The organism is Kitasatospora sp. NPDC023176, from assembly GCF_055560495.1.
Window position 1 is genome coordinate 237,217 of the sequence record NZ_JBVHIP010000007.1, and the last position, 12,434, is coordinate 249,650.

Sequence of the window (12,434 nt, forward strand, 5' to 3'; positions counted from 1 at the left end):
GTCGACGGCGAATCAGCCGATCAGATGGAGGAGTTGAAGGCCGCGATCGGCACTGCGCCGACCCCGGCATCCGGGAGGGCTCGCCGGATCCTGGCCGAGAGTTCCTCGGCGCCGAGCTGGGCGAGGTCGGCGAGTGACGGACGCTCGTCGGCCGGGGCGACCTGAGGCTCCGTCAGTTCTGTGCGTGGCATGGTGTCCAGTGCGAGTGTCATGTTCGATTCTCTTCCGCGAGGGGGGTTAGAGAGAAGCACGGCCGGGTATATACCTCGGCTTGATCGCAAGGGTACTGGTCGCACGCAAGCTGCGGAGTGTCCTTGCACAGCCCTAACTGCCCGTTACCCTCTCCGTACTGCGAAGTCTCGCCAAAAGTTCATCCATTCGGCGGTCGCGCATCAGCACCTGACCGGCGCACTGGCCGCGCACCTGCCCGGGGTCCGCTCACACTGGTGGTGCTTCCACGATGAGGTCCGCCCGGCCGGCCCCGACGCCTCCGTCCGCCAGGTTGCCCAGCGCCGCCCGGGTGTCGGGGTGCTCCGGCCCCAGCGCGTCGACGAGCACCGCCACCGCCCGCTCGTCCAGCTCCCGCGCACCGTCCGGATCGCCGGACGCCCACAGCGAGTTGGCGTGGTTCACGAGCGCGGCCCCGACGTAGCGGTGCCGCTCCCCCAGCCGCTCCCGCAGCCCGGCGAGCACCCGCCCGGACAGTGCCGCCGCCTCTTCGGTGCGCCCGTCCCGCAGCAGCAACACCGCGAGGTTCCCGGCGGCCAGCAGGGTGGTCGGGTGCTCCTCGCCGAGGTGACCGCGGTGGTATTCGAACGCGGCCCGGGCCAGTTCCACCGCCCGCTCGGTCCCGCCCAGTGCGGCCAGGTCGGCGGCGAGGTTCCCGGCGGCGGCGGCGGTCTCCGGGTGGTCGGCACCGTGCCGGGCCAGCAGCCGGCGGTACGCCTCCTCGTCAGCGGCCCGGGCCTCCTCGTACCGGCCGAGCCGCCGCAGGGCGCCGCCGAGGTGACGCAGGGCCTTCAGGGTGCCGTCGTGGTCCTGGCCGTACCGACCGCGGTAGCGCTCCACCGCCTCCGCCAGCCGGGCCCGCGCCTCCTCGTACCGGCCGAGCTCGCACAGGCCGCGGGCGTGGTTGACCACCGAGGAGAGGGTGAACGGGCTGTCCTCGCCGAGCAGTGCGCGCTGGCGGCCCAGCGCCTCGGCGTGCCGGGTGACGGCGGCCTCCAGGTCGCCAGCCAGGAAGTCGGACAGGGCCAGGTTGTTGACCATCATCGTGGTGCGCGGGTGGTCCACGCCGAGGACCAGCTCGGCGGCCGCGAGGGTGCGCCGGTCGAGTTCCTGCGCCTCGGTGTAGCGGCCGAGTTGGCGCAGGTCGCCGCCGAGCCCCGAGGCCGCGACGATGGTGTGCGGATGCTCCGGGCCGAACATCTCGGTCAGCCGTTCCCACACCTCCCGGTCGGTCCGGTACGCCTCCTGCGCCGCCCCCCGCAGCCGCAGCACGTTGCCGAGTTCGACCCGCAGCAGGAGCGCCGCCAGGTCCTCCGGGTCCCAGGCCGCCAGTGCCTTCCCGGCCAGCTCACCGGCGGCCTCCAGCAGACCCCGGTGCCGCAGGTAGCGGACCGACGCGGCGATCCACCGCCGCACCAGCGGATCAGCGCTCCCCACCGCGCCGGACGGCCCCAGGTGCGGCAGCAGCGCCGCGAACCGGGGCCAGTCCTCCACCCGGTCCGGATCGCCGGAGCCGACCAGCGCCAGGGCCTCGTGCACGGCGGCCCGGACGGACGGACGGTCGGCCTCGGGCACCTGGTCGCGCAGCAGCGCCTGGAGGATCCGGTGCACCCCGAGCGTCCCGCCGCCCTCGGCGTCGTAGCGGACCAGGCCGTACTGGTTCACGGTGCGCAGGATCTCCCCGACCGCCAGCCGGCCGTCCTGGTCCTGCGGCGGCCGGATCATCCGGACGGCCGGCTCGCTGTAGAACACCTCGATCGGGATGGCGTCCGGCCCGAGGAAACCGCAGAGTTCCAGCAGCCGCACCGCCGGGGCGTTGATCCGCCGCAGGTCCGCGCCGACGATCCGGGCGGTGGCGGCGATGGCGGCCGGGCCGTCGCCCGGAACGGGCCGGTCCAGCACCTCGGTGAGCGCCTCGTCCAGCAGTTGCAGGTAGGTGGCGGCCGGCATCGGGGTCTCCTGCAGCCAGCGCGCGGCCTGGTCGACGGCGAGCGGCAGGTCGCCGAGCCGGTCCGCGATCGACTCGGCCTCGTCGGACGGCATCGCGGGGTTGAACCGCCGCAACAGCCGCACGCTCTCCGCCCGGTCGAACACGTCGACCTCGGCCCGGCCGGGGTGCCGGGCCCAGCGTCGGTCGCGCGAGGTCACCAGGACGTGTCCGTCGGCCGTTCCGGCGGGGAGCCAGGGCGCCAGCGCCTCCGAGTCCTCGGCGTTGTCGTAGACCAGCAGCCAGCGCCCGTACGGCTGCCCCTGCTCCAGGGCGCGGAGCAGCGCGCGGGCGGCGCGCCGGACATCCTCGTCGGCGGGCAGCCCGAGGGCCGCGGCCAGTTCGGCGAGTTGCCGGGGGACGTCGGCCGGCTCCGCGGCCCGGATCCACCAGGACACCTCGTACCCGGCGGCGAAGCGGTGGGCGTACTCGGCGGCGGTCTGCGACTTGCCGACCCCGCCCATGCCGTAGAGCACCTGGACCGGTACCGGGCCGGACGGTCCGGTGAAGCGGTCGCGCAGCCGGTCGAGCAGCCGGCCGCGGCCGGTGAACGCGGGGTCGCGCGGTGGCAGCGACTGCACCGACGGGCGGCCGTCCGGGTGGCGGGCGGGCCGCGCGGGCGTCTCCTCGACCTCGACCCAGCGACCCGCGCCGGGCGGCGGCCCCAGTAGCTCGAACAGCGCGGACTCCGCGGACTCGGCCTGGCGGCCCGCCAGTTCGGGCACCGACCGCCCGCCGAACGGTTCCGGCAGCGGTCCGGCGGCCACCGACACCGCCGCGACCGCGCCGTCCCGGCCCTCACCGAACCGACGCCACAGCTCGGCCGCGCGCGGCAGTGCCAGGTACTCGGGCGACAACAGCGCCAGCATTCGCCCGTCTCCCTCCAGCGGCCCGTCGGCCTCCGGCAGCGCACCGCCGGCGTCCGCCGGGGCGGCCGCGCTGTGCAGCGTGGCCAGGTAGCCGAACCCGGTCAGCACTGCGGCGGCCCACTCCGCCCACATCCGGTCTCCCGGGGCGTAACTCACGTACAGCTGACGGGACCTGGTCCGACCCGGCCGCAGGTAGGCCGCGTACAGCCGACGGCGGACCCGGTCCGGGACGGGACGCAGTTCCCGCACCCGGCCGTCGGTGAGCCAGGCCGCCAGCCGCTCGTACGCGCCGAGCAGGCTCCGGTGCTGGCTGGGCCGGTCGGCGACGGTGGCGGGCACCTCCTCGTAGGCGTAGAAGGGCTTGTACGGCACCTCCACGTCATGCCAGTACGCGTCGGCGCGTTCGCTGCCGAGCCAGCGGTCCAGGTAGGGGGCGAAGGCGTCCCGGACGAGGTCCCGCCCGGCGGCGAGGCCGGCCCGTTCTGTCTCCTCGACCCGCATCGGCACCGGGAACACCCGGATGTCCCGCACGTCCGCGTCGGCGATGGCGTGCGCGGCGTCGACGCCGCCGCGGATGCTCTGGGCGCTCAGGGTGAAGCAGTCGACCACGGTGTCGGGCAGCAGCACGGTGCAGATGCCCGAGGTGTCGCTGACCCCGGTCCTGCTGTCGATCAGCACGTAGTCGTACGAGGTGGTCCACCGCTCGCGCAGCGCGGTCAGGAACTCGGCCCCGCGGATGTCGCTCCGGGTGTAGAAGCTGCGCCAGTTGAAGCTGGTGACGGCGGCCGAGTAGGCGCTGTCCTGGCGCCCGGCGGGCATCAGGTCGAGGCGGCCACCGGCCGGCAGGTCGAGGGCCAGGCCGCACAGGTGCTCGTCGAGCCGGCCCGGCGCGTCGAGCCACTCGCGCGGACCGAGACCCGGTGCCTCGGTGGCGCGCGGCAGCGCCTGGTCGACGTAGGCGCGGAGCAGGTCGATCAGGCCGGGTGTGCTGCGCAGTTCGGGGTCGATCAGCAGCGGGTGGTAGTAGCGGTGCAGGCCGGGGGCTTCGAGGTCCCAGTCCACCACAAGGACGCGCAGGCCCTGACTGGCCAGGATCCAGCCGAGGTTGGCCAGGGCCATGGTCCGGCCGGTGCCGCCCTTGAAGGAGTAGAAGGTCACGATCGAGCCGGTCGCGGGCGGGGCGGCGACCTCGACGGACGTCGGCTGGGTCTGCTCGGCGCTCATGGCTACGGCTCTCCTCGGCTCGACTGGTCGGCGACGGGTGACGGATCGACGGCGGGTCCCGGTGGAGTGACGACCGGCCTGGACGGACCGGTCGCCTGGCTCGGCAACCGTGCCCCGGGGGCCGGCCCGGCCGGGACGGCGAGCCCGGGCAGCATCGGCACGCCCGGTTCGAGCCCGAAGGAGGCGCGCACGGCGTACGGGTCTTCTTCGTCGAACTCGTCGTCCAGCAGGCGGTTCTGGGCGACCGTCACGGCTCGCAGGAGTTCGCTCTCGAAGCGCTCCCGGGTCACCTTCACCCGGAAGAGTGGTTCCGGCCCGGAGCGGTGCAACCAGTTGCGCGGGAACACCGCGCGCACCCCGTCCCAGAGTTGCGCGCGGGCCGGCCCTTCCGGCGGGTCGTCCGTCCCGACCGGCACCAGGACCCCGGTGACCGGGTGGTTCTGGTCGTCGTACTCGCGCAGTGCCTGCCGGTACGGCTCGCGCCCCGCCGACCACGGGTCCACCAACAGCACGCTGACCTGGTTGCCCTCCCGGGCCCGGTCGAGGTCCCGGATCAGCCCGGGGCCGACCTCGTCCATGGTCGTGATGTGCCCGGCCCTGGTGACCACCCGCTGGGCCTGGGCCACCAGGGAGGGCACCGTCGGCGGGTGGTAGGGCGCCCAGTCCCAGGGCTGCGGGCCGTACCGCCCGCCACCCGCGGGCTCCGCCGGTGATGCGTCGCCCGGGCCCGCCCGGCCGGCCGCCACGAACAGCCGGACCAGTCCGGGCCTGGCCGACGGCGGGTCCGCATCGGGCGTCGGGGGCCAGCCGTCCACCCGGCCGAGATCCAGGGACGGCAACTCGCCGAGACACTGGGCGGCCGCCTCCCGCACCCGCTCCGCGATCACCTTGACCACCCGGAGGTAGTCCAGCCCCCTCGGATCGGCCCGCAGCAGGGCCCGTAACCCGCCGGCGGCGTAGGCCTCGCCGAGGTCGTGCTGGACGTACTGGATCCGCAGCACCTCGGCCGGCAGTTCGGCGGGCAGCGGCTCCCAGAGCACCGGGATCAGGGCAGGCACCGCGGCGCCGGTCAACTCCCGGTGTCTGACGACTCGTTCGTTGAACGCCATCCATTCCTTGCCGCAGTACGCGCTGGCGAAGTACGCCCGGGAGTACAGCGCGACCAGGGTGCGGCAGGTGGCGACCGTCCCGGAGAGCTGCCGCTCCCAGTCGTCGCCGAGCCGCAGCCGCTCGGTGTCCCGGTAGCCGAGTCCGTCCGGGCCGGCGGCCGGTTCCAGGCAGGCCAGTTCGTCCTTGAGGTCGCTGAAGAACTGGTCCACGAAGCTACCGCCGGACACCTGGTCCCGGTGCGCGTAGCTGAAGAAGAAGAACGGCTCCACGGCACCCCCGGCCACAGCCCCTGATCCGTCGACCCGGACCACCGTACCGGCGGGACGGCCGGAATCGGGGGGCAACTCCGAAGATGGCACCCCGGGCCGGACGTCACGGGCAGAGGCGCTCCACCCGCCACCCCGTGGAGCCGGCCGGGTCGGCGAGGTAGCGGAGGCGGTCGTGCAGGCGGTTCTCGCGCCCCTGCCAGAACTCGACGCTCTCCGGGACGACCCGGTAGCCGCCCCAGAACGGCGGGACGGGGACGCCCTCGCCCTCGGGGTAGCGGCGTTCGAGGTCGGCGTAGCGCTGTTCGAGGACGGCGCGGTCGCTGACCGGGCTGGACTGTTCGCTGGCCCAGGCGCCGAGTTGGGAGCCGTGCGGGCGGGTGCGGAAGTAGGCGGCGGTCTCGTCCCGGCCGACCTTCTCGACCCGGCCCTGGACGATCACCTGGCGGGCCAGCGCGATCCACGGGAAGAGCAGTCCGGCGTAGGGGTTGGCGGCGAGCTCGGAGCCCTTGCGGGAGCCGTAGTTGGTGAAGAACACGAAGCCGCGCACGTCGTAGCTCTTGAGCAGGACGGTGCGCGAGCTGGGCCGGCCCTGGGCGTCGGCGGTGGAGAGCACCATGGCGTTGGCCTCCACCACCCCGGCCTCGTCGGCCTCGTGGAACCAGCGGGTGAACTGGCCGATCGGCTCGGGTGCGAGCTGCTCCTCGGCCAGGCCCTCGTGGACGTAGTGCTTGCGCATCACGGTGAGGTCCGGGCCGGGGCGGTCCTCGCCGGCCGGGGTCCGGGTGGCGGGGCTCGGGGGCGTCGACTGGGCGCGTTCCGGGGTCTGCACGCCAACATCATCCCGTACGACAAGCAACCGGCACCGCTACCTCCGGACAAACCCCGGCCGGAGATATGGTGACTCGCCACCGCTTGGCCGCCCGCCGTACGGGGAATTGTCCGGAACTTGGCGTTTGGTTCCAGGGGCCCCCCGGGCACGACCGACCCTCGGCGGGAAAGTCAAGTGGTCCCCACGGGAAACATCACCGCGGTGGTGTATGGCGCAATGCACCCCGTGCCTGTCACTCTGGCACCGAGTGCCAACCACGATTCGGTCACTGGCGAACCGCCCCCACCACGGCGGAGCGCCGATCCCAGAACTGAAGGAGCCGTCGCATGTCCGACTTCGTACCCGGGCTTGAGGGAGTCGTCGCGTTCGAGAGCGAAATCGCCGAACCCGACCGTGAAGGCGGCGCCCTGCGGTACCGCGGTGTCGACATCGACGACCTGGTCGGCCACGTCTCCTTCGGCCACGTGTGGGGCCTGCTCGTGGACGGCAAGTTCAACCCCGGCCTGCCGGCCGCCGAGCCGTTCCCCATCCCGGTGCACTCCGGCGACATCCGGGTCGACGTCCAGTCCGCGCTCGCCATGCTCGCCCCGGTCTGGGGCCTGAAGCCGCTGCTCGACATCTCCGCCGAGCAGGCCCGCGACGACCTCGCCCGCGCCGCCGTGATGGCGCTGTCCTACGTCGCCCAGTCCGCCCGCGGCCAGGGCCTGCCGATGGTCCCGCAGAGCGAGATCGACAAGGCCGAGACGGTCGTCGAGCGGTTCATGATCCGCTGGCGCGGCGAGCCGGACCCGAAGCACGTCAAGGCCGTCGACGCCTACTGGACCTCCGCCGCCGAGCACGGCATGAACGCCTCCACCTTCACCGCCCGGGTCATCGCCTCCACCGGCGCCGACGTCGCGGCCGCGCTCTCCGGCGCGGTCGGCGCGATGTCCGGCCCGCTGCACGGCGGCGCCCCGTCCCGGGTGCTCGGCATGATCGAGGAGATCGAGCGCACCGGCGACGCCACCACCTGGGTCAAGAACGCGCTGGACAAGGGCGAGCGGCTGATGGGCTTCGGCCACCGCGTCTACCGCGCCGAGGACCCGCGCGCCCGCGTGCTGCGCCGCACCGCCAAGGAGCTCGGCGCCCCGCGCTTCGAGGTCGCCGAGGCGCTGGAGAAGGCCGCGCTGGAGGAGCTGCACAACCGTCGCCCGGACCGCGTGCTCGCCACCAACGTCGAGTTCTGGGCCGCGATCATGCTGGACTTCGCCGAGGTCCCGGCGCACATGTTCACCTCGATGTTCACCTGTGCGCGCACCGCGGGCTGGTCGGCGCACATCCTGGAGCAGAAGCGCACCGGTCGCCTCGTGCGCCCCTCCGCGCGCTACATCGGCCCCGGCCCGCGCCGCCCCGAGGCCGTCGAGGGCTGGGACGCCATCGCCCACTGAGCTCCCACTGAGCTCCCGACGAGCGCCCGCCGAGCGCCCGCCGAGCTCTCGTCGAGCTCTCGCCGAGCGCCCGAACGAGCGCCCACTGAGCTCCGCTCGGCCGCCGCCGAGCCGGCTCCGCACCACCCCTGACCAGCGGGTCCGGCTCCGGCCGGGCCCGCTGTTCGCATGCCGATGAGCAGTCAACATCACAATCTCAGCGGGCGGACGACCGTACCCCCGCACGGCCCCCAGCCAGTAGGCTGCGCGCGTGGCTCAGATCCAGATCCCCGCTGACATCAAGCCCGCAGACGGCCGTTTCGGCTGCGGACCGTCCAAGGTGCGCCCCGAGGCCCTGAGTGCCCTCGCCGCCACCCAGACCTCCCTGCTCGGCACCTCCCACCGCCAGGCCCCGGTCAAGAACGTGGTCAAGCGCGTGCGCGAGGGCGTGAGCAGCCTCTTCTCGCTGCCGGAGGGCTACGAAGTCGTCCTCGGCAACGGCGGCTCCACCGCCTTCTGGGACATCGCCGCCTTCGGCCTGGTGCGGGAGAAGTCCCAGCACCTGGACTTCGGCGAGTTCTCCTCGAAGTTCGCCTCCTCGGTCAAGGCCGCCCCCTGGCTGGCCGAGCCGACGGTGATCAAGACCGCCCCGGGCACCCACCCGCTGCCGGTCGCCGAGGCGGGCGTGGACGTCTACGGCCTCACCCACAACGAGACCTCGACCGGCGTCGCGATGCCGATCAAGCGCCCGGCGGGTGCGGACGACGGCTCGCTGGTGCTGGTGGACGCCACCTCGGGCGCCGGCGGCCTGCCGGTCGACATCACCGAGACCGACGTCTACTACTTCGCCCCGCAGAAGTCCTTCGCCTCCGAGGGCGGCCTGTGGCTGGCCACCTTCTCCCCGGCCGCCCTGGAGCGCGCCGCCGAGATCGCCGGCTCCGGCCGCTACGTCCCGCCGTTCTTCTCGCTGCCGACGGCCATCGACAACTCGTCGAAGGACCAGACGTACAACACCCCGGCGCTCTCCACGCTGTTCCTGCTGGCCGACCAGCTGGAGTGGATGAACGGCAACGGCGGGCTGGACTGGGCCGTCGCCCGTACTGCTGATTCCTCGTCCCGGCTGTACGCCTGGGCGGAGAAGTCCCCCTACGCGACCCCGTTCGTGGCGAACCCGGCCGAGCGCTCCCAGGTGGTCGGCACCATCGACTTCGACGAGTCGGTGGACGCCGCCGCGGTCGCCAAGGCACTGCGTGCCAACGGCATCGTGGACACCGAGCCGTACCGCAAGCTGGGCCGCAACCAGCTGCGCATCGCGATGTTCCCGGCGATCGACCCGGCGGACGTCGAGGCGCTCACCCACTGCATCGACTACGTGGTGGAGCAGCTGGCCGGCTGAGCCTCCGAGGACACGGCTGAGGGGGCTGAGCCTCCGAGGACACGGCTGAGGGGGCTGAGCCTCCGAGGACACGGCTGAGGGCCACCGCCTGCGGGCGGTGGCCCTCAGCCGTGTCCGGGGCCGACGTTCCTGGGCTGACCTGCCGGGGCCGGCGTGCCGACCGGCCGGGGGCCGGGCTACCGGCTGCCCGCTACTTGCCGGCCAGCGAGCTGATCAGTACGACGACCAGCAGCAGCACCAGGGTGCCGGAGACGATGCGCATTCGAGTCTTGGGGTCCACGGTCATCGAGCGTACCTGTGGCTCACACCCGGACGAACCCGAGGCCCTCGGCCCCGAGCCCCCCTCCTTCGGACCCAGACCCGCCCTAGTCCGCCAGCGCCCAGGAGCGCAGCGACTCGTAGTGGGCGAAGCCCCCGTCCAGGTCGCTCTTCATCAGGTGCAGCTCGGCGGCCTCCCACTCCGGCCCCCGGTAGGGCGCCAGCGCCGCCGCCAGGGCGTCCAGCCCGGCCGCGGCGACCCGCTGGACGGCCCGCCGGTGGCCGCGCGGGGAGCCGGCCCGGGCCAGCGTGAGGTGGGGGTGGAAGGCGACGGCGTCGGGCTCCCCGCCGACCTCGGCGACGGCCTCGATGACGTCCTCGGCGAGCCGGCGCAGCTCCCTGGTCCGCCCCTCGACCCCGGCCCAGAGCACCCGCTCGCCGAACCGGCCGGAGCCGGCGATCCGCAGCCGGTGCGCCGGGTGCACGGCGGCCACGGCCGCCAGGGCGGCCTCCAGCTCCGGCAGCCGCTCGGCGGGCACCTGGCCGAGGAAGGCCAGGGTCAGGTGCCAGCCCTCGACGGCGGTCCAGCGCAGCCGGTCCGCCCCGGGCAGGGCGCGCACCGGCTCGACGGCGGCGCAGAGCCCCTGTAGTGCCTCGGCGGGCGGCAGGACAGCCACGAACAGCCTCATGGTCCGATCTTCCCCTGCTCGGCCGTTCGGTGTAGAACGGATTTCCATGAAGATCCGCAACGGGGGTCCCGCGGACGTCCCCGACATCCTGTCCCTGCTCGACGGCGCCGTCTCCTGGCTGGCCGCCCAGGAGCGCACCGGCCAATGGGGCGACCAGCCCTTCAGCACCAACCCGGCCCGGGTCGACCAGGTCGCCTCGTACGCCGAGGAGCCCTTCCTGATCCGCCTCGCGGTGGACGAGGACGGCCGTACGATCGGCTGCTGCGTGCTCAACGAGGACCGCGGCAAGTGGATCCCCGCCGCAGATGAACGCGAGCTGTACGTGCGCAGCCTGGTCACCGACCGCAGCCGCAAGGGCTCGGGCATCGGCGCCGCGCTGATCGCCGACGCGATCGAGGAGGCCCGCCGGCGCGGCATCGGCCTGCTGCGGGTGGACTGCTACGCCGGCAACGACCGCAAGCTGGTCGGCCTGTACCGGGCGCTCGGCTTCACCGAGACCGTGGGCTTCGAGGTCGAGCAGCCGTCCGGCCTCTGGCCCGGCCAGGTGCTGGAGATCCGGCTCTGACGGAGCGTCAGAGAACCCCGGAATCATCTTCCGGGATTCTCTGACCACACATCAGCAGGCGGCGGCCAGCTCGGACTTGAGCGCCGGAGCGGTGCGCGGCACGAAGGCCACCACCCGCCCGCCGCGGCCCGGGTGGAGGTCGAACCGCACCCGCAGGTCGGCGCTGCGGGCCAGCACCAGGCCGACCGCGCCGGCCGCCAGCGCGGACACCAGGCCGCAGGCCAGCAGGCCGAGCCGGGGCCCGTACGAGGCGGTGACCCAGCCGACGACCGGGGCGCCGATCGGCGTGCCGCCGGTGAAGACCAGCACCAGCAGGCCCATCACCCGGCCGCGCATCTCGGGGTCGGTGCCCAGCTGCAGCATGGAGTTGACCGAGGTGTTGAAGCTCAGCCCGAACACCCCGATCAGCGTCAGCAGCAGCGCGAAGGTCCAGTAGTCGGGCGCGAAGGCCGCGACGACCTCCAGGGTGCCGAAGGCCAGCGCCGCGGCGACCAGCCGGCGCAGCCGGGGCGCGCCCCGGCGGGCGGCGAGCAGTGCGCCGGCCAGCGAGCCGACCGCCATCGCGGTGTTCAGCAGGCCGTACTGCCCGGCGCCCACCTTGAAGGTGTCGTGCGCGAAGCCGGACAGCAGCGTCGGGAAGTTGAACCCGAAGGTGCCGATGAACCCGGCCATCACCATCGGCCAGAGCAGCTCGGGCCGCTCCTTCACGTACCGCAGGCCCTCGCGCAGCTGGCCCTTCTCGCGGGCGATCGGCTCGGTCGGGCGCAGCTCGGACTCCCGCATCGCGAGCAGCCCGCCGATCACGGCGGCGAAGGACAGCGCGTTGACGGCGAACGCCCAGCCGCTGCCGACCGCGGCGATCAGCAGGCCCGCGACGGCGGGGCCGACCAGCCGGGCGGTCTGGAAGTTGGCGGCGTTCAGGCTGACGGCGTTGGCGAGGTCCTTGGGCCCGACCATCTCGGACACGAAGGCCTGCCGGGTCGGGTTGTCGACCACGGTGACCAGGCCGAGCAGCAGGGCGAAGGCGTACACGTAGTACGGCGTCACCACGCCGCCGACGGTCAGGACGGCCAGGCCCGCGGCGAGCAGGCCCATGGCGCCCTGGGTGTAGATCAGCAGCCGGCGCTTGGGCATCCGGTCGGCGAGCACGCCGCCGAACAGGCCGAGCAGCAGCATCGGCAGGAACTGCATGGCGGTGGTGATGCCGACCGCGAGCGGGCTGCCGGTGAGGCTGAGGACCAGCCAGTCCTGGGCGATCCGCTGCATCCAGGTGCCGGTGTTGGACACCACCTGGCCGACGAAGTAGTAGCGGTAGTTGCGTACGCGCAGCGAGGAGAACATCCCCCGGGGCCGGGTGAACTCGGCGCCGGTCGGCGATGCGGCCGAAGCCGCGGGAGACGGCACCGAAGCCGTGGGAGCCGGAACCGAAGTCGTGGGAACCGGAACCGAACCGGTGGGAGATGAGAGGGGCCGAGCGGAGCTCGTCGCCAGAAGGGTGGTGGTGGGCGACGGGCGGGACGAATGGGCTCGGCCCTGAGCGGCGGGATGCGCCGCGGTGCGTTCGTCGGGGTCGTCGTCGCCGTTGCCGGGCAGTCCGCTGGGGG

At 73.5% G+C, this 12,434-nt stretch carries 9 protein-coding genes; 3 read left to right on the forward strand and 6 right to left on the reverse strand.

Going from position 1 to position 12,434, the window contains the following annotated elements; all coding sequences use genetic code 11:
• Nucleotides 1–20: 20 nt before the first annotated feature.
• The 4 genes from ACZ3YL_RS13745 to pdxH form a co-directional block, all read right to left on the reverse strand.
• Nucleotides 21–212 carry a hypothetical protein gene (locus ACZ3YL_RS13745; protein WP_465657266.1) on the reverse strand — a complete coding sequence of 64 codons (192 nt, stop codon included), beginning with the start codon at nucleotides 210–212 and terminating at the stop codon, nucleotides 21–23.
• Between the two features lie 226 nt (nucleotides 213–438).
• Nucleotides 439–4,308: an FxSxx-COOH system tetratricopeptide repeat protein gene (gene fxsT / locus ACZ3YL_RS13750; RefSeq protein WP_465657268.1), complete on the reverse strand. Its 3,870-nt coding sequence runs from the start codon at nucleotides 4,306–4,308 to the stop codon at nucleotides 439–441.
• A gap of 2 nt (nucleotides 4,309–4,310) precedes the next feature.
• Nucleotides 4,311–5,702, reverse strand: coding sequence for a TIR-like protein FxsC (locus ACZ3YL_RS13755; RefSeq protein WP_465657270.1), 1,392 nt, complete (start codon nucleotides 5,700–5,702; stop codon nucleotides 4,311–4,313).
• Nucleotides 5,703–5,790: 88 nt separating this feature from the next.
• Nucleotides 5,791–6,423 carry a pyridoxamine 5'-phosphate oxidase gene (gene pdxH, locus ACZ3YL_RS13760; protein ID WP_188304695.1) on the reverse strand — a complete coding sequence of 211 codons (633 nt, stop codon included), beginning with the start codon at nucleotides 6,421–6,423 and terminating at the stop codon, nucleotides 5,791–5,793.
• Between the two features lie 419 nt (nucleotides 6,424–6,842).
• On the opposite strand from pdxH, the gene ACZ3YL_RS13765 reads away from it, so the two are divergent.
• On the forward strand, nucleotides 6,843–7,943 hold the full coding sequence (locus ACZ3YL_RS13765; protein ID WP_188304679.1) for a citrate synthase 2: 1,101 nt from the start codon (nucleotides 6,843–6,845) through the stop codon (nucleotides 7,941–7,943).
• A 250-nt stretch (nucleotides 7,944–8,193) separates the two neighbouring features.
• Entirely contained in the window at nucleotides 8,194–9,318 is a 1,125-nt protein-coding gene (gene serC, locus ACZ3YL_RS13770; protein ID WP_188304680.1) for a phosphoserine transaminase, read from the forward strand.
• Nucleotides 9,319–9,683: 365 nt separating this feature from the next.
• Here serC and thpR read toward each other — a convergent pair whose 3' ends face one another.
• Nucleotides 9,684–10,265, reverse strand: coding sequence for an RNA 2',3'-cyclic phosphodiesterase (gene thpR / locus ACZ3YL_RS13775; RefSeq protein WP_465657272.1), 582 nt, complete (start codon nucleotides 10,263–10,265; stop codon nucleotides 9,684–9,686).
• A gap of 46 nt (nucleotides 10,266–10,311) precedes the next feature.
• On the opposite strand from thpR, the gene ACZ3YL_RS13780 reads away from it, so the two are divergent.
• Complete coding sequence (locus ACZ3YL_RS13780) at nucleotides 10,312–10,830, forward strand: GNAT family N-acetyltransferase (protein WP_188304682.1); 519 nt, start codon at nucleotides 10,312–10,314, stop codon at nucleotides 10,828–10,830.
• Nucleotides 10,831–10,881: 51 nt separating this feature from the next.
• On the opposite strand, the gene ACZ3YL_RS13785 is transcribed toward ACZ3YL_RS13780, so the two are convergent.
• Nucleotides 10,882–12,234, reverse strand: coding sequence for an MFS transporter (locus ACZ3YL_RS13785; protein ID WP_317621038.1), 1,353 nt, complete (start codon nucleotides 12,232–12,234; stop codon nucleotides 10,882–10,884).
• Nucleotides 12,235–12,434 lie beyond the last annotated feature (200 nt).

What these genes read in the sequence shown, in the direction of transcription:
- ACZ3YL_RS13745 (WP_465657266.1), bottom strand. Translation starts at nt 212, where the DNA reads ATGACACTCGCACTGGACACCATGCCACGCACAGAACTGACGGAGCCT.
- fxsT (WP_465657268.1), bottom strand. Translation starts at nt 4,308, where the DNA reads ATGAGCGCCGAGCAGACCCAGCCGACGTCCGTCGAGGTCGCCGCCCCG.
- ACZ3YL_RS13765 (WP_188304679.1), top strand. Translation starts at nt 6,843, where the DNA reads ATGTCCGACTTCGTACCCGGGCTTGAGGGAGTCGTCGCGTTCGAGAGC.
- thpR (WP_465657272.1), bottom strand. Translation starts at nt 10,265, where the DNA reads ATGAGGCTGTTCGTGGCTGTCCTGCCGCCCGCCGAGGCACTACAGGGG.
- pdxH (WP_188304695.1), bottom strand. Translation starts at nt 6,423, where the DNA reads ATGCGCAAGCACTACGTCCACGAGGGCCTGGCCGAGGAGCAGCTCGCA.
- ACZ3YL_RS13780 (WP_188304682.1), top strand. Translation starts at nt 10,312, where the DNA reads ATGAAGATCCGCAACGGGGGTCCCGCGGACGTCCCCGACATCCTGTCC.